The organism is Nostoc sp., from assembly GCF_036919675.1.
In the GTDB taxonomy this organism is placed as follows: Bacteria; Cyanobacteriota; Cyanobacteriia; order Cyanobacteriales; family Nostocaceae; genus Nostoc.
Map to the genome: position 1 here is coordinate 273,177 of NZ_JBALCP010000037.1, position 24,783 is coordinate 297,959.

Annotated in this window: 16 protein-coding genes and 2 pseudogenes; 11 read left to right on the forward strand and 7 right to left on the reverse strand. The window is 39.5% G+C overall.

The genetic code is table 11. The features are described 5' to 3' along the window. Positions 1-103: 103 nt before the first annotated feature. Positions 104-1,564 carry an Asp-tRNA(Asn)/Glu-tRNA(Gln) amidotransferase subunit GatA gene (gatA, locus tag V7K49_RS07730; protein WP_335205094.1) on the forward strand — a complete coding sequence of 487 codons (1,461 nt, stop codon included), beginning with the start codon at positions 104-106 and terminating at the stop codon, positions 1,562-1,564. A 228-nt stretch (positions 1,565-1,792) separates the two neighbouring features. On the opposite strand, the gene V7K49_RS07735 is transcribed toward gatA, so the two are convergent. Beyond that, positions 1,793-2,263: a helix-turn-helix domain-containing protein gene (locus tag V7K49_RS07735; protein ID WP_335205095.1), complete on the reverse strand. Its 471-nt coding sequence runs from the start codon at positions 2,261-2,263 to the stop codon at positions 1,793-1,795. A gap of 192 nt (positions 2,264-2,455) precedes the next feature. Between V7K49_RS07735 and V7K49_RS07740 the strand changes: the two genes are divergently transcribed. Together V7K49_RS07740 and V7K49_RS07745 are read left to right on the forward strand one after the other, a co-directional pair. Continuing rightward, positions 2,456-3,358, forward strand: a complete 903-nt coding sequence (locus tag V7K49_RS07740; protein ID WP_335205096.1) for an alpha/beta hydrolase — start codon at positions 2,456-2,458, stop codon at positions 3,356-3,358. Positions 3,359-3,618: 260 nt separating this feature from the next. Next, the gene (locus V7K49_RS07745; protein WP_334864613.1) at positions 3,619-4,245 is read left to right on the forward strand and encodes a PadR family transcriptional regulator; all 627 of its coding nucleotides are present in this window, start codon (positions 3,619-3,621) and stop codon (positions 4,243-4,245) included. Positions 4,246-4,618: 373 nt separating this feature from the next. Here V7K49_RS07745 and V7K49_RS07750 read toward each other — a convergent pair whose 3' ends face one another. Beyond that, positions 4,619-5,317 (reverse strand): HAD family hydrolase, encoded by a 699-nt coding sequence (locus tag V7K49_RS07750; protein WP_335205097.1) that lies wholly within the window; start codon positions 5,315-5,317, stop codon positions 4,619-4,621. Positions 5,318-5,511: 194 nt separating this feature from the next. Here V7K49_RS07750 and V7K49_RS07755 point away from each other — a divergent pair, with 194 nt between their 5' ends. After that, positions 5,512-6,285, forward strand: a complete 774-nt coding sequence (locus tag V7K49_RS07755) for a glucosamine-6-phosphate deaminase (protein WP_335205098.1) — start codon at positions 5,512-5,514, stop codon at positions 6,283-6,285. Positions 6,286-6,443: 158 nt separating this feature from the next. Beyond that, a complete protein-coding gene (locus V7K49_RS07760) occupies positions 6,444-8,504 on the forward strand; it encodes a potassium channel family protein (protein ID WP_335205099.1) in 2,061 nt (686 codons plus the stop codon). Between the two features lie 128 nt (positions 8,505-8,632). Here V7K49_RS07760 and V7K49_RS07765 read toward each other — a convergent pair whose 3' ends face one another. Beyond that, positions 8,633-9,418, reverse strand: a complete 786-nt coding sequence (locus V7K49_RS07765; RefSeq protein WP_335205100.1) for a hypothetical protein — start codon at positions 9,416-9,418, stop codon at positions 8,633-8,635. Between the two features lie 670 nt (positions 9,419-10,088). Between V7K49_RS07765 and V7K49_RS07770 the strand changes: the two genes are divergently transcribed. The 3 genes from V7K49_RS07770 (at position 10,089) to V7K49_RS07780 (ending at position 13,614) form a co-directional block, all read left to right on the forward strand. Next, entirely contained in the window at positions 10,089-10,451 is a 363-nt protein-coding gene (locus V7K49_RS07770; RefSeq protein WP_335205101.1) for a sensor histidine kinase, read from the forward strand. A gap of 135 nt (positions 10,452-10,586) precedes the next feature. After that, the gene (argJ, locus tag V7K49_RS07775) at positions 10,587-11,750 is read left to right on the forward strand and encodes a bifunctional glutamate N-acetyltransferase/amino-acid acetyltransferase ArgJ (RefSeq protein ID WP_335205102.1); all 1,164 of its coding nucleotides are present in this window, start codon (positions 10,587-10,589) and stop codon (positions 11,748-11,750) included. Positions 11,751-12,411: 661 nt separating this feature from the next. Continuing rightward, complete coding sequence (locus tag V7K49_RS07780; RefSeq protein ID WP_334864601.1) at positions 12,412-13,614, forward strand: AAA family ATPase; 1,203 nt, start codon at positions 12,412-12,414, stop codon at positions 13,612-13,614. 103 nt (positions 13,615-13,717) lie between these two features. On the opposite strand, the pseudogene V7K49_RS07785 reads toward V7K49_RS07780, so the two are convergent. Beyond that, positions 13,718-13,980, reverse strand: a pseudogene (locus V7K49_RS07785) (helix-turn-helix domain-containing protein); the annotation flags it as partial. A gap of 78 nt (positions 13,981-14,058) precedes the next feature. Between V7K49_RS07785 and V7K49_RS07790 the strand changes: the two are divergent. Further along, positions 14,059-14,364 (forward strand): annotated as a pseudogene (locus tag V7K49_RS07790) (3-deoxy-7-phosphoheptulonate synthase); the annotation flags it as partial. A gap of 417 nt (positions 14,365-14,781) precedes the next feature. Then, positions 14,782-15,744, forward strand: coding sequence for a hypothetical protein (locus V7K49_RS07795; RefSeq protein ID WP_335205103.1), 963 nt, complete (start codon positions 14,782-14,784; stop codon positions 15,742-15,744). 341 nt (positions 15,745-16,085) lie between these two features. Here the strand turns inward: V7K49_RS07795 and V7K49_RS07800 are convergent, their stop codons facing one another. Continuing rightward, a complete protein-coding gene (locus tag V7K49_RS07800; RefSeq protein WP_273762902.1) occupies positions 16,086-16,286 on the reverse strand; it encodes a heavy-metal-associated domain-containing protein in 201 nt (66 codons plus the stop codon). A 752-nt stretch (positions 16,287-17,038) separates the two neighbouring features. Continuing rightward, positions 17,039-17,788, reverse strand: coding sequence for an SDR family NAD(P)-dependent oxidoreductase (locus V7K49_RS07805; protein WP_335205129.1), 750 nt, complete (start codon positions 17,786-17,788; stop codon positions 17,039-17,041). A 378-nt stretch (positions 17,789-18,166) separates the two neighbouring features. On the opposite strand from V7K49_RS07805, the gene V7K49_RS07810 reads away from it, so the two are divergent. Then, complete coding sequence (locus V7K49_RS07810) at positions 18,167-19,144, forward strand: threo-3-hydroxy-L-aspartate ammonia-lyase (protein ID WP_335205104.1); 978 nt, start codon at positions 18,167-18,169, stop codon at positions 19,142-19,144. A gap of 136 nt (positions 19,145-19,280) precedes the next feature. On the opposite strand, the gene V7K49_RS07815 is transcribed toward V7K49_RS07810, so the two are convergent. Then, on the reverse strand, positions 19,281-24,623 hold the full coding sequence (locus V7K49_RS07815) for a trifunctional serine/threonine-protein kinase/ATP-binding protein/sensor histidine kinase (RefSeq protein WP_335205105.1): 5,343 nt from the start codon (positions 24,621-24,623) through the stop codon (positions 19,281-19,283). Positions 24,624-24,783: the final 160 nt, after the last annotated feature.

Genomic DNA, 24,783 nt, shown 5'->3' on the forward strand with positions numbered 1-24,783 from the left:
AACAAGCAGAAAAGCAGAGGGGAAGGCTGAAAATGATCGGGATTTTGTAACTAAATTACAATATGTACTAAAATCAAGGACTTGAGTCACAAAGAGAGCAATCATGGCATCCATCCGCGAGTTGCACGAACAGCTGGTTAAAAAAGAACGTTCGGCCGTTGAAATTACCCAAGAAGCTTTAGAGCGCATTCAAGCGTTAGAGCCGAAATTGCACAGCTTTTTATGTGTCACCGCAGAACGGGCATTAGAGCAGGCGGGTGCTGTGGATGCCAAAATTGCTGCGGGAGACGAAATTGGGCTGCTAGCAGGAATTCCGGTTGGGATCAAGGACAATTTATGTACTAAGGGAATTCCTACCACCTGCGCCTCCCGGATTTTGGAAAATTTCGTGCCGCCTTATGAATCAACGGTGACGCAAAAATTGGCAGATGCTGGGGCGGTAATGGTTGGCAAAACCAACTTGGATGAGTTTGCGATGGGTAGTTCTACAGAAAATTCTGCCTATCAAGTCACGGCTAATCCTTGGGATTTGTCACGGGTTCCGGGCGGTTCTTCCGGGGGTTCCGCTGCTGCGGTATCGTCACAAGAATGTGTGGTTGCTCTCGGTTCTGATACTGGTGGTTCGATTCGGCAACCTGCATCTTTTTGCGGTGTGGTGGGCATGAAACCAACTTATGGTTTGGTTTCCCGTTATGGTTTGGTGGCTTACGCTTCGTCTTTGGATCAAATTGGGCCATTTGCAAACACAGTGGAAGATGCCGCAATATTATTAAATGCGATCGCAGGTCACGATCCCAAAGACTCTACCAGCCTCAAAGTTGCCATCCCCAACTACGCCGCCAGCTTTATACCAGATTTAAAACCCAGAGGTCAGCTAAAAATCGGTATCATTAAAGAAACTTTTGGTGAAGGATTGGACTCTGTAGTAGAACAAGCTATTACCAAAGCAGTAGATCAACTACAAAGTTTGGGAGCAGAGATTCATATAGTTTCCTGTCCCCGCTTTCGCTATGGCTTACCCACATACTACATTATCGCCCCATCAGAAGCCTCAGCAAACCTGGCTCGTTACGATGGCGTTAAATATGGTTACCGCGCTCCTGATGTAGATAATCTGCTATCGATGTACACTCGTACCCGTGCCACTGGTTTTGGTACAGAAGTTAAACGCCGGATTATGATTGGCACTTACGCACTTTCGGCTGGTTATTACGACGCCTACTACCTAAAAGCGCAAAAAGTCCGCACTCTGATTAAACAAGACTTTGAAAAGGCTTTTGGCATGGTTGATGTGTTAGTCTGTCCTACATCTCCTACTACAGCATTCAAAGCAGGGGAAAAAACTACTGACCCCTTGAGTATGTATTTAAATGACTTGATGACTATTCCTGTGAATCTTGCTGGTTTACCTAGTTTAAGTTTGCCATGTGGTTTTGATGATCAGGGGCTACCGATAGGATTACAGCTAATTGCCAATGTGCTGCGAGAAGACCAACTGTTTCAGGTAGCTTACGCATATGAGCAATCCACTACTTGGCATCTGCGTAAACCGCAAATATCTTGAAAATTGTCATTAGGCATTGGGCAATTCAATTTGGGATTTTGGATTGATGATAGCGCAGCGTAAAGCCTGCGGCATGGCTTTGCTTAGAGCGAGTCCGCGTACCCCTTCTCTTAAGCAAGCTAGCAAGAGCGTCTCGTAAGAGAGCGTCTTTTAGATTAAATTTCAATCGAAAATCCAAAATCTAAAATCTAAAATCTAAAATTCTTACTCCCCTGCCCATTTATCAGTCTAATTACTGTTCACTGAATTAGTGACCATTGACTGTTGACCATTGACTTTTGGAGTCAGGGATTCAGATGTAATTTGTGGTGGATTAAGTATATATAACAGACCAGCAGATGCAGCTACTAATAATAGAATGTAGGTAACAACAAGAGGTATGTATGTATTTGGTTTGTTGTCTGAATCCTTATGATTATTATTGGAGTCTTGGTGGACTACATTGCTTATAAGAGTATGTGATAAAGCATTTCCATCCAGTCCTAAAGCATCTCCATAGCGACGGATGAATCCTTGAACAAAAATAGGCTCAGGCAATTCTTCAAATCGTTCTTCTTCTAAAGCTTGCAAAATACCTGCTCGAATCAGTGTTTGAGCTGCTATTTCTTCTATGCGAATAGATTTTTCTTGTCTTACTTGTCGCAAGTATGTGGTTATTTCTTTTAGCTGCTCAACTTGAGCTTCGTTTAAGAGCGTCACAGTCTTCTCCTAGTATGGGCTAATTCTACTATTCATATAAAGACTTAAATACGCATACGTATTATTACTGAATAATTAATATTAGAAAAATTTTTGTATCATGGTTGTAGCCTAGATTTAAAAATACCAAAGCTGCTCATACTAAGTATTTTTTCTATTAAAATACATACTTTATAATTAAAAGATTAGGGCATGAAAGTTAATAAACTGCAATTTCTAATACAAGTATTTTCCCAATTGCTACTCTGGGCTGGGATAATTGCAGCGATCGCTTACTGTGCCATCTCTCTATTTATTTTTATTGGACAACCTCGGTTCATTTTCTTTCCCTCTGCTGTCATTGAAAAGACACCAGAGTTTTTTAATCTCTCTTACGAAGAAGTTTGGTTACCTATAGCAGTTAAAACAGGCAAGGTAGAACACATTCACGGTTGGTGGATACAAGCCAAGGAACCTAATACCAAGGTGTTGCTATACTTACACGGAAACGGTATCAATATTGGCGCAAATATAGCTCATGCGAATCGGTTTCATCAGCTAGGGTTTTCGGTATTGCTGATTGATTATCGGGGTTATGGTCGCAGTGAGGGTATGTTTCCCAACGAAAAGCGGGTTTATGAAGATGCAGTCACAGCTTGGAATTACTTGGTGCAGTACCAAAAGATTCCACCCAGCCAAATTTTTCTTTATGGACATTCTCTAGGGGGTGCGATCGCCATTGACCTAGCACTGAAACACCCCCAAGCCGCTGGTTTGATTGTGGAAAGCTCTTTTACCTCCATCCGCGATTTAATAACTTATCGAAACATGTTTTGGATGTTTCCTGTGGATTTAATCTTGACACAGCGGTTTAATTCCATTAAAAAATTGCCAAACTTAAAAGTGCCAGTTTTGTTCATTCATGGCGCTGCTGATTCGACTGTACCCTCTTTCATGACCCAAAAACTGTATGCCGTTGCTCCCGAACCAAAGCAACTATTGTTGGTTCCAGGAGCAGATCATAACGACACAGCAGTAGTTGCCGGTTTGCAATATTTGCAATGGGTAGAGTCTTTTGTGCAACAAGTGCAAGCTAGTAGCTATTTGAATTCCTGAGCATTCATCAGCTTCAACTAGCTTTGCGTTGGCGCAGCCCGCACTTCTCTACGAGAGGCTGCGCCAACAGCAAGCTCAGGGCATCGCGCTGCGAAGTGTACACAGTAAGCCTGTCGAACTGCTCAGTGACCACCACAGGCATCGCTTATGGTGTTGGCACAGTTGCTTACTTCAAAAATCTTCATCAAAATTATATTTCGATATATCGCGATATATTCCGATATATCGTATATTAGAGAAAGTTGATTTGAGATTCATTTATGTTTAGACACTTTCGGTCACACTTTGGCGCACCTGCATGGGCAGGAGTTAGCGAAGACGATTCATTGCTTGTCAGGTCTTGGTTTGGGCATAGCAAGCATCATGGTAGAGATCATGGCAAACACTTCGGCAATGAAATGTTTGGTCGTGGTTGGGGAGATGAACATCGGACTCGTCGGGGTGACATCAAGTTCATCCTGCTGGAATTGTTATCCGAGCATCCTAGTCATGGTTACGACTTGATTAAAGAGATGGAAACTCGTTACGGTGGTTTCCGTCGCCTCAGTCCTGGCTCAGTGTATCCAACACTTCAATTACTGGAGGAAGGTGGTTATCTCAAGAGCGCACAGGAAGGTGGCAAGCGGATTTACACGATTACGGATGAGGGTAGACAATTATTGGCAGAACGTGCCCAACAAGAAACTTCAGATTCTCCTTGGGATACTGTCAAAAGTTTCGTCAAAGGTAAGCCCCAAGAGTTTATTGAGTTACGAAATGCCGCAACAGAATTAGCATCTGTTGTGGTGCAGGTTGCTCGCAGTGGCAATATGGAGCGAATAAATCGAGTCCGTGAGCTTTTAGAGCAAGTTAAACGGGAAATTTACGCGATTCTTGCTGAGAAATGAGTCGGGAGTTGGGAGTGAGGAGTCAGAATATATATAGATAGACCTAACCCCCAGCCCCTTCCCTGCAAGGGAAGGGGAGCAAGATTTAAAGCCTCTGACGCCACGCAAGGCTTGCCACCCAACGCAGTGGCTCCTCCTTTTAGGAGCTACGGTGTATACACAAGTCTGAAATAAGTTTACTCACCTGGTTTTTCGCGTCAGTTTTACCCCACCCTAACCCTCCCCGATGGATTGGGGAGGGAATTAGATTCCTGTTTCCCCCCAATATTCGGGGGAATTAAGGGGGGTAATTTGACTTGTGTATACACGGTAGCCTTTTAGGAGAGAGGAATGGAAGTGAGGTTAGAGTGTATTGTATACAAACGATCGCTCGCTATAGGGTTCTATTAACTAATGAAGCGATCGCACTTAAATCTGGCTCGATGAGTGAGTTCAGGAATGTCCACAACTGCAAATCAGTAAAATCTGGAATTGCCATAAATGCGCCGACTTCCTGCAAAAGTTGCGGATCGTGGGTGGAGGCGATGCCAATAGTGCGGATACCTGCGCTCACCGCCGCCCAAATACCAGAGGGAGAGTCTTCTAAGGCGATCGCTTCTTCTGCTGTAATCGCCAACTTACTCAGGGCAACTTGGTAGGGCGCAGGGTCGGGTTTACCTGCAATACAATCATCCGCTAAAACAATTGTGTGAAAAGCTTCTTTGATTCCCAAAACCTCTAGCATAAATTCTGCATTTAATCTAGGGGCATTAGTTACTAATGCCCGTTTTAACTGATGTGTATCTGTCCATGCTAGTAGTTCAGAAAATCCACTCAGCGGTTTGAGATCCGGGGCGAGTTTGCGGAAAAGCGCCTCTTTTTCGTCTGCAAATTTTTCCCCTTCTACTACTGATAATTGTGGCAGAATGTCTTTGACAATTTCTGGATTTAGCCGCCCACTAATTTGGGATTTATAAAATGTTTCGTCAATTTCAATGCTGAAATTTAACAGCATTTCCTGCCAAGCTCGGTAGTGTATAGGGTCAGTGTTGACAATAGTGCCGTCTAGGTCAAAGAGAATTGCAGCCAGCATGATTTTTGGGTAAAATGTAAATAATTGTTAACTTAATTTAAATAGTTTACATTGTTTTTTGTCTTTATACAGCGCAAAAAGTCACAAATTAATCTGCTAAATCCTAAAATCTATACTGGATTGGGCATGTAAGGGCAGACAGGTAGAGCCTCTCAAGTAACTGTCGTATAATTGATAACCTTCTATGTAAGCAAATGCTAGCCGCTACAAACTCTTTTCGCGTTGATGATTTACTAGTACAGATTTACAACTCTGAAGTCGAAATGGCCCAAGATGTTGCAGAAATCGCGCAAAAGCATTTACAGCAAGTTCTTACACAACAGGATACAGCTGCTGTATTGTTAGCAACAGGTAACTCCCAACTCAAATTTATTGATGCTTTGATTGCATTGGGTGGTGTAGATTGGTCACGGATTATTCTGTTCCATTTAGATGAATATTTAGGAATTACTGCTGACCATTCTGCCAGTTTCCGGCGCTATATGCGAGAACGTGTAGAGAAGCTGGTTATTCCTAAGAGATTTCACTATATAGAAGGTGATACATTGCAACCAGTAGCAGAGTGCGCTCGCTACACTAAATTACTGCAAGCACAACCAATTGACTTATGCTGTCTTGGTGTTGGGGAAAATGGACATTTGGCTTTTAACGATCCAGCAGTAGCAAATTTTCAAGATCCTTACAGTGTGAAACTAGTGAAACTGGATACAGTGAACCGTCAGCAACAAGTAAGCACAGGTCACTTTCCGAATCTAGAAACTGTCCCACAATATGCTTTTACTGTCACCATCTCGACAATTTGTTCAGCTAAAAAAATTATCTGTCTGGCTCCAGAAAAACGTAAAGCGAATGTGGTAAAAGAGATGTTAAAAGGAGCTATAAATACGGATTGTCCGGCTTCTATTCTCCGTCAACAACCCCAAGCAACGTTATTTTTAGACGTAAATTCTGCTAGTTTGCTGTCGTGAGGGAGTAGGAAGTGAAGCGGGTGAGAAGTCACCAAATTTACCCCAATGTTGTTATACTTGTTGAGTAAGTAAGTGGGCGTGAATAATTAAAAGTTTGTAGTAAGGGCTAGAGCCGCTTACTACGAGCCAAGGTATCGAATGCTGCCAATCAACAGAAAGTGCATCTCCCTGCTACCAGCAATCCAAAAAAACCCCAAGACCTTTTCTTAGTATGCGGACTCCAAAGTTTAGGGCAACATTGTGTTGCAGTCCTAAAGGAGTACGATGTTAAAGTCAGCGCCATTGACGATGTGCAGCCCGAACATTGGGAAGTTCCAGAAGTACCTAGCTTACTAGAAAAGTTAATCATCGGAGACTGCCGCCAGCCAAGTGTTTTAGAACAGGCAGGTATAAGGCAGTGTCGTTCAATACTTTTAGTGACAAGAAATGAGCGGATGAATATAGAAGCTGCATTTGCAGCACGACGTCTTAATCCGCATGTTCGCCTGATTGTACGTTCTGACAAACAAAATTTCAACAAACTTTTGGATGAAAATTTAGGCAATTTTGTTGCCTTTGAGCCTACCCATCTCTCAGCTTATGCCTTTGCTTTAGCAGCTCTGGGATCTGAAGCTATTGGATATTTCACCTTAGAAGGGCAACTATTGCAAGTAATAAAGCATCAGGTAGAAGCGAAGGATAGTTGGTGCAATGGCAAGCCAGTACATAGACTCAATCTCACAACTCGCCGCATTTTGAGTCACACACCTATTTTATCTGATCCACTCAGAGAATTGTTTGAGTGGGACCCAGAAGCAGAAGTTCAGGTAGGAGACACACTCGTTTACATTGATGTTGCATACGAACTGGCTTTATCTGAGCAACACCAGAAATCTTATAGCCAAAGGTGGCAGTGGCAACAGCTTGTTCAAGGCATCACAGCAAATAATCTCAAGGATAAAATAGCACAATTTTGGCAATCTTACTACCAAAGCCAAAATCAAATCCGGCGAATTGCAACAATCTATGCCATTACCGTACTCATCCTGTGGCTCATTGGAATAATTCTTTACCGCTTGTATTATCCTCACATCAGCCTGCAAGAAGCTTTCTATGCGACAGCAGTCTTGCTCTTGGGAGGATACGGAGATTTATTTGGCGGTGTTGAGTTTACATCACAATCACAACCCTCAGACTATATTCCGTGGTGGTTGCGGTTCTTTAGCCTGGGACTCACGTTGACAGGCCAAGCTTTTGTGGGAGTATTATATGCACTGGTAACTGATGCTCTTGTCACATCAAGATTCCAGTTTTTCAATTCCCGTCCTCCCATGCCACAACGCAACCATGTGGTGATTATTGGCTTAAATCGGCTGGGACAGAGAGTGGCTGCTCTTTTGCAAGAACTCAACCAGCCGTTAGTAGGAATTCATACTACCACTCTCCACCAAGACACTTTACCTGATATGCCCCTTATCGTTGGCAATGCTAGCGAAGCACTCACTAAGGTGAATCTCTCCCGTGCCAAAAGCATCGTTTTAGTTGGGGAGGATAACATGGAAAATCTGGAAATTGGTTTGATGGCTCATGCAATGAACCCCGTCACTAACTTGATTATCCGCTCTCAAGACCGCCAATTTAGTGATAATGTAGCCCCTCTGTTCCCCTATGCTCAAGTTCTGTGTGGCGCGGCTTTGTCGGCGGAAGTCTTTGCTTGTGCTGCCTTTGGAGAAAATGTTCTGAGCTTGTTTCACTTGAGCGAGCAAATAGTCATGGTGACGGAATACAAGATTGAAGAGGGCGATACCCTGAATGGGTTGCTTCTATCCGAAATAGCCTATGGCTACAGTGTTGTGCCGATTCTCTACCAGAAATATCAGCGAGACAATTATTCCTTGATGCCCTGGTATGATGTTAAGCTTTATGCTGGCGATCGCTTGATTGTTTTAGCCACAAGCAGTAGTTTGCAGCGAATTGAATGGGGTGAAATGCTGCCTCGCCTTTGGCAGGTGCAAATTGAAAAAGCTCTGACTACAAATGCTATAGTCTATGGTGCTGAAGAAATAGTCTTGATTACGGGATGTAGTTCCGCTAATGCTAGGCAATGGATGAATAATTTGCCTGGAGTGTTACCAATACAACTTTATAAACATCAAGCTCAACGTCTTATGCGTGAGCTAACAAAAATACAAGTTTTGGCAAATGTAATCTTTATTGGGCAAGATAGTAGCTCGACTTGAGCGAAATGGCGTGTAATTGTAGGGGCGCAATATCAATGTATTGTGCCCCTATGCGTGTGGTTTAACCGCTGTAATAGCCTGAAGTTTACATAAACGTCGGTTGTACGTCTTTTACAGTGTGGTGAATACTATTTAGAACGAGGAGAACCTGTTACTTCATCAGGATCGCTATAAGCCCGGATTTTATCACGATTACGAGGCAGAAAACCAAATAAACCGCCTAGACCAAGTAAACCTAGCCAACCCCAATCGAAACCGCGATCGCTAGTTCCTTCGGAAGCTGCGATGCCTGTATTCCTATTAGTACCTGTAGTGTCAGTGCCTGTACCACTACCTGTTGTACCACTGCCTGTAGTGTCAGTGCCTGTACCACTACCTGTTGTACCACTGCCTGTAGTGTCAGTGCCTGTACCACTACCTGTTGTGCCAGTGCTTGTGCCACCACCTGTTACACCAGCGCCTGTACCGCTACCTGTTGTACCAGTGCCTGTACCGCTACCTGTTGTACCTGTACCAGTGCCTGTACTGCTACCTGTTGTACCTGTACCTGTAGTTCCAGTGCCAGTACCTGTAGTTCCAGTGCCAGTACCTGTAGTTCCAGTGCCAGTGCCTGTAGTTCCAGTGCCTGTGCCAGTACCAGTACCTGTAGTTCCAGTGCCTGTGCCAGTGCCTGTACCACTACCTGTTGTACCTGTACCGCTACCTGTAGTTCCAGTGCCTGTACCTGAGCTACTACCGGAGGTACTGCCACCACTGGAGCCTCCACTACCGGAGCCTCCACTACCGGAGCCTCCACTACCGGAGCCTCCGCCGCCTCCGCTTTGGGCAGAAACAGAAGGAGGTAAAGACAAAGTAGCGAAACTGATGGCAAAGACAGTAGCCAAAACAGCTTTAGAGAAATTAATAGGCTTCATGGTTATGGTTCCTTTTTTCTAGATTTCTGTGATTGATTTTCAAAACCGATATTGTCTACTCAATCCACTGCTAAATTAGGTAAATTTTGACAAGACACATTCAGAAGTCTTTCACCTAGTTTATTTTGGAAAAATTGAAAGCATTTAAAGCTTACACAACAACTTACAATTCCTCATAATCAAACTAATTCATAATCGGTAATTACTAATTTATCATTGTAAACCCATGACTAAACTTACTTGTTTATAACAAACTCAGGTAGGATTGCTATACAAACCTTAAATTATTCACACTCACCTACTGAATGAGTACAAGCGATCGCTAAGTTAAATAGGATTTTCATCTCAAGAAATATTATCACTTTATTGACATTAGCTTTTAGTTAGTTGGATACAAATAAACTAGGAATTTTAAGCAGCCAGATACTGCCAGTGGTTGAGACTGTGTTTAAGAAGACTCTACAATAATATTTCACTTGAGAACTTATAACTTCATACTTCAGGTGTGTCTTACCTTAGACTTCAGGAATATTTTTAACGCTATCTACAGGTGACGGAAGCCGAGCGCGAGCGCGAGCTAGGATTAATTAACGATCTACTAGACTTACAACGGCTGGAAAGCTCATCTTATCCAATTATTACACCTGATGCGTTGCTCTGACAACACTGGTTGCCTTCGGTTATTGAGCCGTTTAAAATTCGTCTTCAAGAACATCAGCAAACTCTACAGATAAATCTCCCTTCAAATCTCCTGTCGCTGTTCTCAGATGGCATTAGCTTGAAACGAATCTTAGTAGAATTGCTCAATAATGCCTGTAAATACACACCTGTGGGTGATAAAATTGTCCTAACTATCCGTCACAATTCCTCGGAAGCGGCCGCAAAAACTATTATTACTACCAGTAATTCAGCAGATATTGCGGTAACAGAGTTACCACAAATCTTTGAGAAATTTTATCGCCTCCCCAATGCAGATATCTGGAATCAAGGTGGTTCGAGATTAGGTTTATCTATAGTACAGAAATTAGCCTAACAACTGCAAGTAAACAATAAATGCTGACTTTAATTATAAAATAAATAACCAAATAATTCATAATTATAAATTATTGTGACTTCTCATGGTTACACAAAAATGAGATAATTAAAGCAAATTATTAGATTTCCAAAAATGTCATTAACTATATCTTCCACACCTCAGGGTTTTAGTGCATTTATTACTAATTTGGGAATTCGAGATACAACTGATGATTTTGTATTTATTAAATCATCAGTTCCTTGTGTTGCTGATGGAGTCTTCACTCAAAGTCTTTTCGCTGGACCAAGTGTTTCTATTAGCCGCGATAACTTAAAAGATTCACAAGCACAAGGAATTGTCGTTATATCTAAGAATGCAAATGTAGCTAATGGTTCTGTTGGGATCGCTGACGCCCAAGAGGTTTTGCAATTGGTTGCAACTGAAACTGGAATTGCTGAACATAATATTGTGATAGCTTCTACAGGTGTAATTGGCAGACGTTACCCGATTGAAAAAATCCGAGCAGGTTTATTAGGATTGGGGAAAAAATTGACTGCTGCTGATTTTCATGCCGCAGCCCGTGGTATTATGACCACCGATACAGTAGCGAAATTAGCCACACGGCAAATAGGAAATGCCAAGCTGGTAGGAATTGCCAAAGGTGTCGGCATGATTGAGCCTAATATGGCTACCCTCCTAACTTTCTTTTTTACTGATGCTGCAATTTCTGCAAATAGCCTTCGTTCTATTTTTCGCTCTACTATAGATAAAACTTTTAACTGTCTGAGTGTAGACACTGACACTTCTACTAGTGACTCCGCCGTGATTTTAGCTAATGGAATAGCCGGTGAAGTTTCAGAACCAGATTTTGCCAGCGCATTGCAAGAAGTTGCACAAGAATTGGTGCTGAAAATTGCCCAAGATGCAGAAGGTTCTACCAAGATTATTCAGGTGACTGTAGATTCGGCGATTAACTATGCACAAGCTAAAACAGTAGCTAAAGCAATTGTGAATTCACCATTAGTAAAAACTGCCGTCTATGGAGCAGATCCGAATTGGGGACGAGTTGCTATGGCTATAGGCAAATGTGAAAATGAACAGCAGATAAATCCAGAACGAGTTATCATCAGTTTTGATAATGTGAAAGTTTATCCTAATAGCTTAACTAATGAAAATCTGGAACAGTTGCGGCAAATTATGTCCAAAGATAAAGTAGATATTCATGTTAGCCTCAATATTGGCGAAGCTTCTGCAACTGTATGGGGTTGCGATCTTTCAGAGGGTTATATAGAAATTAATGGCAAATACTCGACTTGATTAACGATATTTTATTACTCTCGTGACAGGATAATCAAGGTATTATCAACTTAACCTACTAAGGGTATTTGATTGGGTTCAAGAACGGCTACATGATTCCATGTAGATTATCTGCCAGATTTTTCTCTATACCCTCCCTAGCCAAAGTTTAACGTGAGTTCGACTAACCTCTCCCTGCCTTGAACTAAAGTTCAAATCTGTGCCTCTGGGACTCGCAGAGGGACGGTTTTACGTAGTAAAATCTCTTGGGGGTCTTTTATATCAAGCTAATTAGATGGACACTATATAAGCCGTCGAATTCACGTAAGAAGAACTTTGGCGTCAGGCAAAAATGAGGCTACAGGCTTGATGGTGTACGTAATTCCACTGGCATGATATTAGTCCTGATCTAGAGATGCATAAATGGCATAGCTACATCAATAGCTAAAAGTAAACCCCCACTTACCAATTGCTTTGTTAAAAAAGTTGACAGAGGTAGTTGTCAATGTATTATATTATAATACATAAAGAATGAGTTAGATTAAAAAGACTTCCTTCCCGGTACAGCACGGTGGAAATAAAATTACCATTTGTACGCAATTAGTTGATATTACGAAAAAACTTTTTCAAAATCTCATACTTCACCCAAAATAACTCGATCAACGCTGCATAACTGACAAATATGGATTTTGACTATTTTAGAAGCAATGAAGGCACTCCTACAAATAATACCCGGCAAAGCTTGCTTGCTAGCGGTTGGCGACCGTTTAACCGAGAATTAGACTGGGAGTTTTTGTGGCAACTGTTGTCCAGTGACTCGCGCGAATTAACTCAAAAAAGTTTGAATTTAGCGAGTAATGTTGCTGATATTTTGGGACGAAATAATTATGCTTGGTGGGCTAATTTATTAAATATTGTATCTGATAATACCCGCTACGAAGTTGAAAAGTTTTGGAATTACATTACGCCAGATCCTCAATCACCAGATCATCGCTACAAAGATGTTTTGAGTACGGAAACGCCCATCGTCCAATTTGTCAGTCGTAGTAGCATTCCCATTGATTATGTTCTTAACCGACTGCAAGAAATTACTGTACTGCGAGTTTTACATGTATTGGGTAATCCCGACATTATTACTCAGTATTATTCAGAAAGAGATTTTTATTTTCCTATAGATAAATTTGTGAACTGGGAACGCTTAGACGTTATCAATACTGTTTATGCTTACTGGTCGAAGGATGACGTTTGGTTGCAAATTGACCCCTACGATCGCGGACGACGACAATATACTTTAATGGCGAAAAATCTGGCGCCACTAATTAACAAAGCAACTTACGATCTAGCAGTTATGCTGAGTGGATATCAAAGTCGTGTAGGCAAAGTTCACAGTCAATTTGCCATTCGCACATTTCCCGCAGATATCCAAAACTTTACTGATTCTGTACAGCAAGCGATTCTTAATCAAAACCAGTTAGCGGTTGTTGTACATGGGCAACCAGGTACAGGTAAAACAGTCTGGACACAGGCAGTAGCAAAAGAAATTCTTGTACCTTTAGGATATGTAATTTTTATTTTAGATCATGATGCGATCGCTAACTTTGTCCCACCGACTTACATAGAGCGTATTTGTATCGTTATTAACGAAGCTGATAATCTAGCGCAAAATCGTGCTTCCGAGGTAGCGCAATACAATAATAAAACCGAACACATTCTGAGTTTACTGGATGGCACTTTGTATCAGAGTGTAATTGATGAGTCTGGTATTCAGATGCAGCAACGGTTAGTTATTTTGATGACTTGTAACACTACTGAAAGATTAGATCCAGCCATGTTACGTAAGGGTAGGGTGGATTTAATATATGAGTTTACGCAACTATTTGTTTAAAGAAGGCTGTTATTGTTGAACTACACTATTTCCCCCTCCCCGCTCCCCATCTCAGTCGTGGCCTAAATACCTTAAAATTGCTGTATTTCTGCTTTCAGCACTTTCACCTTTTCACCTGTTTTTCTGATCCAAGTTGATGCTCTTTGCGCCAAGCCTGGGGAGGTAAACCGTGATGTTGGCGAAACTGGCGGGAGATAATGAGACACATCCTGATAGCCCAATGCGTTTGACAATCCAGCAGTTTACAGTCTCTCCTGTCTGCTTTGCTACTCGGTTAGTTAAGTAACCAGGAGAGTAACCAACTGCAAGAGCCACATCACACAAAGTAATTCCTTGATGATAATGGGCTTCGATAAAGTTGAAAACCTAATTAAATTAAGGAGGCAGAGCCTCCCTATGGCATTCCCAGCCGGAGGCTGGGAACGAGGAAATCTCTCAAAGCGGCTTTTGCGATCGCTTACCCATTTACCGATTATGATTGATCCCAGTCACGGTACGGGTAGGTCTGAATATGTTCCATCTATGGCAATGGCTGCCAAGGCAGCTGGTACAGATGCCTTAATGATTGAAGTTCATCCCAATCCAACGAAGGCTTTATCCGATGGCCCCCAATCTCTCACCCCTGATAAATTTGACCGCTTGGTTCAAGAAATGTCAATTCTGGGCAAAGTAGTCAATCGCTCGTCTACACCTGCATTGGATAGCATTGGCGAAAACCAGATTCTTTTCATGCCAGAACTCTCAAAGTAGATAGACGTAATCTTAACTGATTTTTTACAAATGGCTAAACGCGATCAACAGATTCTTTCTTGTAAAAAATCCGTTGCGTTGGTCGGGTTTTCATAAACTACCCCGCCCTGCTGACGCTGAGGGGGGTTTTTACCTGGATTTTTCACAGGTTAGAAATCCGGGTTAGAGGGCAATACAGTTTAGATAAGACCAAAACACTTGTAGAGACGGCGATTTATCGCGTCTCCAAAACCAAAAATTTTTACCAGTAGTACTTAACTGAACCGTATTGGGTTAGAGGGGTAGTGATTACAGCGTCTGTAATGAGTTTTATTACTTAGGATGGTTTTGGATTAAATAAAGTTGTATTTAAGATTACAGATAATGAAAAACTAGATTTGTAGGGAATTAATTTTCCTCTGTTATCAAGGAGTAATAATGGTTTTAAGTCAATATCAACGTGCTGTAGGCGTATTTACTCATCGTCGAGATGCAGAACAGGCACTATATGAGTTGAGAGATTCTGGCTTGGCGATGGAAAAAGTATCTGTAGTTCTACAGAATGTAGACCGCAATAATCAGATTGCCGATGATCAAATTAAAGAGCGCACTGGTGATAAAGCCGACGAAGGTGCAACAGTAGGAGGGCTTTCAGGGGGCGCTGTTGGTGGGCTGACTGGTTTATTAGTAGGTCTTGGTACTTTAGCAATCCCTGGAGTTGGGCCAATAATGCTGGCTGGGGCAGCCGCAACTGCTTTGGTTACAACCCTTGTTGGCGCAAGTATTGGTGCTGCTACTGGAACTTTTGCTGGTGCATTAGTTGGTTGGGGAATATCGGAAGAACAAGCAAGAGCATATAACAAGCGAGTAGAGTATGGACATTATTTAATAATCGTGGATTGTACATCTTTGGAAATTGCTACAGTAGAAGCAATTCTACAGCGTTGGGGTATTGAAGAGTTTGGCATTTACGAGCATTTCAACAATGAGCAATTACCTACAAATTATCTGACCATGACAACTTCTGCTACTACTCTTCCTAATAAAAGTGGGATTTTGACCAAGTATGCTATTAGTTACTTTGATAATATAGATAATACTGAAGCGGCAATTAATGATATGTATGTCGCAGGTTTTCCAGCAAACCAGATTTCCTTAATTAGCAAAGACTTTTCTCAATTGATTGGGTCAATAGATGTTAATTTAAGTGAGCGCTTTGACGCTATGAGGCTAGGAATAGGAGATGAGTGGGCACGCTTTTACAACGAGCAAATTGCTCAAGGCAATTACATACTCATCGTTAGTGGTACAGACAATGAGCTTGAGCAGGTTAACTTGATTCTGGGCAATTATGGGGTTCAGGAATGTCAAATTTATGACCCGATGTTAATTCGTTCTTGAAAAGGAGTACTGGAAAATTTAACAGTTTTGTCAGAGCAAACAAATATACAGCTATACTTTCAAAATCTTACTGTCTTTAGCTGTATCTGTTACAGCTTATAACTCAGGCAGAAAGACAAGTATTTCAAGCGTGTCCGAAGTAGAGTAATTAATAATATTCCACCCGGAAACCGGGCGAATATATGGCTAATACCAATTATCTATGAGGTTGTATAGAACAAGGGGCTTAAGCCCCTTGTCTTACCAAGCCTGATTTTGTGGAGTTTCACAAAGAATTGGTATAAGCAATAGTGCTAGCTAAATTACTTGATCTAAATCTTCTCAGAAATTTAGAAATGTAATTAATAGCCTTCTATTGTATAACCAGCAGATTGAACTATCTGTTTAATTGTCTCTTCAGAAGCCGCAGTATCTACAGTTACAGTTTTTGCATTGACGTCCACATCTACTTTGGCATCAGATTCCATAGTCAAAATAGATTTAGTTATTTTCTTGGCGCACTCATCACCTTTAATATTCGGAACTTTCAATTTAATCGCCATTACTTACCTCATTACGTCAGATGGAATTTCTATTTCATAAATATAATAACAGTTAAGATCGGGAATGTAAATCTTACTAGAGTGAGGAAATTGGGCATCCAAAAGATAGTAATAAATAATAGCTATACTTAAATAGTTATTGAAATAATTTGTAGGTAAAAAATGAAAAAAATGCCAAAGTATATAAAGTAATTTATGAAAATCTACTTAGTACTACTAACTTCTAAAAACCCGCTTTTTTAGTTTATTCTGAAGACTCCACTAGAGATTTCAGATTCTCCTATAGGCGTTCCTGTTCAACATAGTTATTCATACACCACTACCTGAACATACAAACGTTTATACGTAAGTCACAAAACTTTTTATCTATAGTTTTTAACTTATTTTTATGCACCGGGTACTTCTGCTTAACGTTCAAAGCATATATATATCCAAAAAGCAGCTGTCTTATGGCATATATCTACTGTGGGCTTGATAACAAAAACCTTCAGTAATGCAGTTGTGGCAGGAGTGTTGAACGGTTGACCCCTATGGTTTTCAGTGCCTGCCGTTGTCCACTTCCTTATTATGCTTTGTTGGGTTGAGGAAAGGGACTGCCGCGATTTAGTTGAAAATAGGGCGGTTGCAAAGAAAGCGGGATGATTTAGCAACTTCCAAAATTCCCGCCTGCCTCACGGCAGTTGCTACAACGCGGGGAACCCAAGCAACGCACTGCCTCCCCTGCAATGCCGAAAATAGTATAGGATATCGGGCTACCTATTTTTTTTGAGTTCCTGCATACTTCTGACGACCTTTGTGACTAAATTTCTGGGTGTAAATCTGACGCTCTCAGTCAATATCTTATTTTTCATCCCAGGAACGACAACAGTTTTGTTTGTCATTAAGCCCCGATAACCAATCCTAGCAACAGTTTCCGTCTCCATCATTCTCTTAATGTGAGCAATCTTTGAATCTTCCATTGCAGCTGTTTGTTGAAATTCCGATGCTGGTGGTCCTGGACAAAGAACAGTCACGCTGACACCTGTGTCCTCTAATTCATTAGCGATCGCTTCTGAAAATGATAAAACATAGGCTTTAGTAGCGAAATAAACTGCCATTAAAGGCCCTGGTTGAAAAGCAGCGGATGAGGCCACGTTTAATATTTTTCCATAGTTTTGCTCGATCATATCCTTGAGGAATAACTTAGTTAAATGAGTCAGACTCCCTATATTTAGCTGTAGCATTTTCAGTTCAATGGTGAGGTCTGTTTCGTTAAATGCTCCATAAGTACTAAAGCCAGCATTGTTAATCAGCACATCAATTTTGATAGATGCTTGCTGTAGTTCGGTGAAAATTTCTTCTGGGGATGTTGGGATAGATAAATCCTTAGCAAAAATTTTCACAAAAATACCAAATTTTTGCGGAAATTCATCTATAATTTCATTAAGTTTTTCTTCATTATTATCCACTAACACCAGATTATAACTATGACGAGCAAAAATATGGGTTAATTGATAGCCTATCCCACTAGTACCGCAAGGCGGAAATCAAAAGTCAAAAGTCAAAAGTCAAAATGAATACAGCGTAAGCGTTTCGTTGATTTGGAATGGGTTGTTTATTTCCGCCGCGCTGTACTAGCCGCTCCTGTAATTAGAGCAGTTTTTTTTCGCCGACTTTCAGATGTTTGATTCATGTTACAAAAATGACTAATTTGAGTTAATGAATTTAACTTTTATAAAAGTAGCTACAGCAATATATAATATTTGCTGTAGCTATTTTTATGGTGACAAAGAATGATGCTATCCACCTGAAATGAGTATGTTTCAATCCAGCATATTAAGCGCAAATATAAAAATCTGTATCCAGATAAACAAGAGCAAGAATATTTCATATCGTCATCTATGCCACAGCATAATTCCGTTGCTATAACTGACGTGCAAGCAGCACAAGAGCGGATTTTGGGCATTGCCCACCGCACACCCGTGCTGACTTCTAGAATTGTTAACGATCGCACCAATAGTCAAGTGTTCTTTAAGTGCGAAAACTTTCAACGCACCGGGGCATTTAAATTTAGAGGGGCGTACAATGCCCTAGCCCAACTATCGGTAGTACAAAAACAAACAGGCGTTCTCACCTATTCATCGGGAAATCATGCCCAAGCGATCGCCTTAGCTGGACAATTACTAAATATTCCCACCACCATTGTCATGCCTGATGATGCTCCCGCTGTTAAGCAAACTGCGACTCGTGGCTATGGTGCAGAGGTAATTTTGTACAATCACCAAGCCACAAACCGGGAAGAATTAGCCCAAAATCTAGCACAGGAGCGTTCTTTGACACTCATTCCCCCTTACGATCATCCCCATGTAGTCGCCGGACAGGGGACAACTGCTTTAGAACTGATCCAAGAAGTTGGTCAATTGGACTTACTATTAGTTTGTTGTGGCGGTGGGGGATTACTTTCCGGTTGTGCGATCGTAGCCAAAGCATTGTTACCCAATTGTAAAGTAATCGGGGTAGAACCAGCACTTGCCGACGATGCTACCCGCTCTTTTCACACCAAAACGCTGCAAACTGTCAACAATCCTGATACCATCGCCGATGGTGCGCGGACTCCTAGCCTTGGTCAAATTACTTTCCCCTTAGTGCTGCATTATGTTGATGATATGGTGACGGTATCTGAAGAAGCGATTCTTCGCACCATGTTTTTTTTGTGGGAACGTCTGAAAATTGTAGTTGAACCCACCGGAGTCCTCGCAGCCGCAGCCTTACTAGAAGGTGTGGTGACAGCACCAGAGGCGAGGATTGGTGTGATCATCAGCGGTGGAAATGTAGATTTGGCGCAAGTTGGTAAATTGTTTTCTGTAGGATTGTATTGAACCGAGTATGCACTGCCCAATTTATCAAGTGTCTGTTAACCCAGAAAGGAGAGCGTGGTTTCTATTTTTACGATCCAAATGGTCATAACCTGGAAATATTAATCTGTGCATAGATTTTTGGTTGACACATCTTATGCTAGATTACCCGCTTTTGCCAACAGGGAATTTGAATGATAAACTCTGCACCCTTTCCAAGTGCAGAAATGCACTCTATTCTACCGTGATGTTTGTCTACTACGATTTGATAAGTGATTGATAATCCTAAACCAGTACCTTGTCCTACAGGTTTAGTAGTGAAAAAAGGATCAAATATTTTTTGTCTAACACTATCACTCATACCTACCCCATTATCCTTAATGGAAATGACGATTAAATCAGGATTGACTACTTGGGTACGAATAGCGATCGCACTATAATTACTCTTAATCTCCTCTGTTTTTCTTTCCTGATTGAACTTTTCCAAAGCATCAATCGAATTATTCAGAATATTCATAAATACCTGATTGAGTTGCCCAGCATAACATTCAATTTTTGGCAAATCACCGTAATTTTTGATAATCTCAATTGCAGGCTTACCTGGTTTGGCTTGAAGACGGCTTTGCAAAATTAATAAGGTACTCTCAATTCCCTCATGAATGTTAACAGGTTTCATGTCAGCCTCATCTAACCGAGAGAAATTACGCAATGTCAGCACAATTTCCTCAATACGTTGCGTGCCAATTCTCATAGAAGATAAAGTTTTAGGCATATCTTCCTTAATAAAATCAACATCAATATTCTCTAAAATCTCTTCAATTTCTGGTGTGACATCGGGATAGAGATTTTGATAAATATTAATTAAATTAAGTAAATCTTGTGTGTAATTTTCAATATAATCCAGGTTGCCATGAATAAAATTTACAGGGTTATTAATTTCATGAGCAATACCAGCAATCATTTGCCCAAGACTGGACATTTTTTCTGTTTGAATAAGCTGGCTTTGAGTTAGTTTTAATTTGTGCAGCGTTTGCTTTAATCGCACATTTTTTTCATTTAATTCCCTAGTTCTTTCCTGTATTTTCTCTTCTAAGTTTGCGTAGAGTCGGGCATTCTCTAAAGAAATAGCTGCTTGTGAAAACAGGATTTTTAATATTCGTATTCTATCCGAAGTAAATGCTCCCACTGTTAGATTATTTTCTAAATAAAGTAAACCAATTAATTTTCCTTGATTCACGATAGAAGTACACATAAGCGATTTGATTTCATGGTCAATAATATACTGATCTATCGTAAAACTTCCTTCGTTAGTGGCATCAGATAAAACTACATCTGTTTGGGTTCTTGCAACATAATTAATTACAGATATAGGTAATTGTTGATTATTTTCTAATGGTATTGATTGACCAACAGTTAAATCGTCTTGTTCTACACTTGCTTGAGCTTCAATAAATAACCTTCCTCCTTTCTCTAGAAGCAAAATACCAGTCTGAGCGCCAGCATTCTCAATCACAATTTTCATTAAGTTTTCTAGCAAGTTTTCCAATAAAATTATTTCTGATAAAGCTTGTGATGCTTTAATAACTGTGAGTAAATCTAGTCCACTTGACTTTTCATTGATAGTGGAAGTAGTAATAGTATTACTTGTAAACCCTACTTGAGAGTGAGTGGAAATCTTAGTAATTAATTCTGGGTATTTTAATTCTAAATCCTTAAATTTAGCACCTGCTCCCCAACAACGATAACCATAATGTGCCTTTGTCATATATAGCGAAGCAAATTCATTTCTTCCTAGACTAAGATAAAATTCTGCTGCACATTCATAAGCTAGCGCCTCTTCATGAATATATCCAGAATTATGAGCACCTTGAATTGCACGATCATAGTGTTCCATCGCTACTAATGCTTGTCCTAAAAATCGTGCTTTTTCTGCTTCTACTAGTTTATATTTGTGCTGATTATTTACAGGTGCGTGAGTCGCCCATTCTTTTAATTGTTTTTGATTGTCTTCCACTTTATCCATAACAGTTTTTATATTTGTTTGGGAAGTAGTATTTAAACATAAAGCCAACAATGCTAGAGAATAATAAAACTTATATTGAGGTAAATAAGCAGTTCCACTAGCTGCAACTTCATACTGTTGTGCTAATTGAGCATTTTTAATAGACTGACCATAATCTTTAAAGAAATAACTTAAAATACTTTTGGCAAGATAAGCATAAAAGATGGCTGTAATATTTCCTGCCATTCTCTGCATTACTAATTCATTAAAACTCTCACCTTCTAAGTAAGATTTGTTATCCTGTCCTTGGACTAGTTCAATTACCATCTGTTTTAAGATAAGCAAACAAACTGTAAAATGTTCTTGCTGTATTTTGTGTGCTAAATTTATATATTGTTCAAGTCTTTCTTCAAGAATCTCTAAATTTTCTCCAATCCAAAAAGGATGCCAACAAACTAATAACCCATTGTAACCCACATACTCAATATCCCCTGTATCTAAACCACTTTGAACACCATCTTCTAAAGGTTCTATAGTTGCTTGAATATGTTCTTTCCAATGTCTAACAAAAATATTAAATAAGGCGTAAACTTTAGATTTAATTTCTCTAGCGTTAAATTGATCTAAAATCTGTAAAGATAATTTACCAAAACGATATCCTGATTCAATATCCTTAAGAGGTCCACATAAAATTAACCCATAAAAACCATAGGCATAAGCTGCAAAAGATGAATTGCCATATTGCACACATAAATCAACCATCGTAAAAGCAATCAGTGGTAAAAGTGCAGGATCTGCTAAATAAGCGGGAGGCATGGCTGTCATTAGTATCCTCATCGCAGCTAGCTTATGAGCATCAGTCATTTCTGGCAGATTGACTAATTCTTCAATTGTTAGCTCTGCTGGTGGAGTTTGAGACAATGAAACTCCTAGTATCTCTAGCACCTGCAAATCTAAATCTAATGCTTCTCGCATTCGATTTTGAGCTACATAAAACTGAATCTTTTTCTCATATACTTTAACAGCATCAAGAATACTTTTACTGTTACTTATAACACTGATAAATAATGCTTCTGCCTGCTCAAAATTTGTATTTAAATATTCTGCTTCTACAGTTTCTACATGAAGCTCAAGAGTTAATTCATAATGAGTTTGCCAACAATCGACTGCAAGTAAACTTAGACCTTTTCTAAGAAACTTTACAGCAGATTCGTAAGCAGCAGAATTCTTTGCTTTATGTCCAGAAATAAGATTTAACTCAGCTAGTTTATATCTTTCTTTTGGAGAATTAATTAGTTCAGCACCGATATTTAACTGGTTAACAATATCGAAGATTTTTTCTTCTATTAAACTTTCGTCAATATTCTTTAATAGGAGCCTACCAATATTTAAGTGAATCTCCTTTTTCTGCTCATCGGGTATCAACGCATAAGCTGCTTGTTGCACACGATCATGAAGAAACTTATAATCAATTACAAAAATATCAACATTATCTAATAGCTGTGGTAGTTTATAGCTATCACTTAAAGGTATAACCAAACCAGCTTGTAGTGCTTCCCAAATATCTAATGCTGTGTCATTATGAGATTTTTCGTTAACACAAGAGAGTATATTTAAATTAAATCGATTGCCAATACAGGCAGCTATTTTTAAAATATTTTGTGTAGTGTCTTTGAGTTTTTGAATTTTATTTATCATTAATTCAACAACATTATCAGTAATTTCTAGGCTCTGAATGTGCTGAATGTCCCATTGCCATTGACCAGTAACAAAGTTAAAATAAAGTAGATTTTCTTGATGAATAAATTTAATTAATTGATTGATAAAAAACGGATTACCAGCAGTTTTATTGAAAATTAATTGTGCTAATTCTTGAGAGTTCTCTAAACTAGATTTTAGAGTGTCGCTAACTAATTGATAAACATCAGGAATTTTTAGATTTTGACAATGAATAATCTTGACAGAGATACTATTTTCCTCAATTTTCTGCAAAACTAACATTAAAGGATGACTGGTATCAACTTCATTATCTCGATAAGCTCCGATTATCAATAAATATTGAATGTCAGTATCTGTAGCTAATAACTGAATTAATTTTAATGAAGCTAAATCTGCCCATTGTAAATCATCTAAAAATACAACTAATGGATGCTCTTTTTGAGCGTACAAATTGATAAACTTTTGAAAAACCAAATTAAAGCGATTTTGTGCTTCTGCTGAAGCTAGTTGTGGTACTTCTGGTTGTTTACCGATAATCAGCTCTAGTTCAGGAATAACATCAATAATAATTTGAGCATTTGGGACTAGAGCTTCTAAAAGTTTTACTTTCCAAGTTGCTAGTTGTGCTTCACTTTCTGTCAGTAATTGCTGCATTAACTCTTGAAATGCTTGAATCAGGGAAGCATAAGGAATATTGCGCTGAAATTGCTCAAATTTACCAGCAATAAAATAGCCTTTCTTTTTGATAACAGGTTTATGGATTTCATTCACTAATGCTGATTTACCAATACCCGAATAACCAGCAACTAATATTAATTCTTTATTGCCTTGATTAACTTTTTCAAAAGCAGTCATTAAGATATCTATTTCTGCTTCTCGTCCATACAAATTTTCGGGAATTTGTAGTTGGCTAGACTGATCTTGCTGACCAATCGAAAATTCGATTATAGAATTAGTTTGCTCTAACTGATTGAGACAGTTTTCTAAATCAGTTTTAATCCCAAAAGCACTTTGATATCTTTCCTCAGCAGTTTTGCTGAGTAATTTCATAATAATTGCAGAAATTACTTGAGGAATTTCTGGGATTAACTGATCTACTGTTGTAGGTTGTCTGGCAATATGACAATGAACTAACTCCATTGGATCAATTACTCGAAACGGTAACTGACCTGTGAGCATTTCATAAAAAGTTACACCCAACGAATAGAAGTCTGTACGGTAATCAACTGTTCGGTTCATTCTTCCTGTTTGCTGTGGAGACATATAGGCTAGAGTTCCTTCAAGCAAATCAGGATTACTGAGTTTGGGTTTTTCTTGAAAAAGCAATGATGAGATAGAAAAATCAATAATTTTAACTTGATGAGTTTCTAAATTAACAATAATATTCTGTGGTTTAATATCTTTATGAATAATACAATTTTTGTGTAATTCACCTAAAGCTTGGGTAATTTGAATGCCTATATTGAGAAAATCAAGTAACTCTATTTTTTCTACCTGGATCATTTTGGAGAGAGAAGTCCCATCAAAATTTTCTAACACAATGGCAAAACCATTGTTGTATTTTTCGAGGCCATGAGCTTTAATAACTCCTGGGATATCTAAATTTTTGAGCAGTTCATATTCATGTTTGAATGCCGCTATATCTTTTAGCTCAGGGTATTCTGTTTTTAAAAGTTTAATAACTACTAGTTTACTATCTTTATTTCTACTGGCTCGATAAACAGTAGTTTTGGTTCCTTCATAAATTAATTCTATAATTTGGTAATTAGATAATGTAATCATTTGTTATATTAATACTTAAAATAAGTTTTCAAATTAGGTAAATGCTCATCCGATTATTCAGATAGTAAATATATTTTTAAAGTCGGTCATGCAACAAGCTTTAAAAATGTATATAACCACCAAATAATCTAGGTTTTGGCAATCTAGATAATCCTAAATT

Bases quoted from the DNA above. Each gene is read 5' to 3' on its own strand.
- gatA (WP_335205094.1), top strand. From the start codon at position 104: ATGGCATCCATCCGCGAGTTGCACGAACAGCTGGTTAAAAAAGAACGT.
- V7K49_RS07740 (WP_335205096.1), top strand. From the start codon at position 2,456: ATGAAAGTTAATAAACTGCAATTTCTAATACAAGTATTTTCCCAATTG.
- V7K49_RS07745 (WP_334864613.1), top strand. From the start codon at position 3,619: ATGTTTAGACACTTTCGGTCACACTTTGGCGCACCTGCATGGGCAGGA.
- V7K49_RS07750 (WP_335205097.1), bottom strand. From the start codon at position 5,317: ATGCTGGCTGCAATTCTCTTTGACCTAGACGGCACTATTGTCAACACT.
- V7K49_RS07755 (WP_335205098.1), top strand. From the start codon at position 5,512: ATGCTAGCCGCTACAAACTCTTTTCGCGTTGATGATTTACTAGTACAG.
- V7K49_RS07765 (WP_335205100.1), bottom strand. From the start codon at position 9,418: ATGAAGCCTATTAATTTCTCTAAAGCTGTTTTGGCTACTGTCTTTGCC.
- argJ (WP_335205102.1), top strand. From the start codon at position 10,587: ATGTCATTAACTATATCTTCCACACCTCAGGGTTTTAGTGCATTTATT.
- V7K49_RS07780 (WP_334864601.1), top strand. From the start codon at position 12,412: ATGGATTTTGACTATTTTAGAAGCAATGAAGGCACTCCTACAAATAAT.
- V7K49_RS07795 (WP_335205103.1), top strand. From the start codon at position 14,782: ATGGTTTTAAGTCAATATCAACGTGCTGTAGGCGTATTTACTCATCGT.
- V7K49_RS07800 (WP_273762902.1), bottom strand. From the start codon at position 16,286: ATGGCGATTAAATTGAAAGTTCCGAATATTAAAGGTGATGAGTGCGCC.
- V7K49_RS07810 (WP_335205104.1), top strand. From the start codon at position 18,167: ATGCCACAGCATAATTCCGTTGCTATAACTGACGTGCAAGCAGCACAA.
- V7K49_RS07815 (WP_335205105.1), bottom strand. From the start codon at position 24,623: ATGATTACATTATCTAATTACCAAATTATAGAATTAATTTATGAAGGA.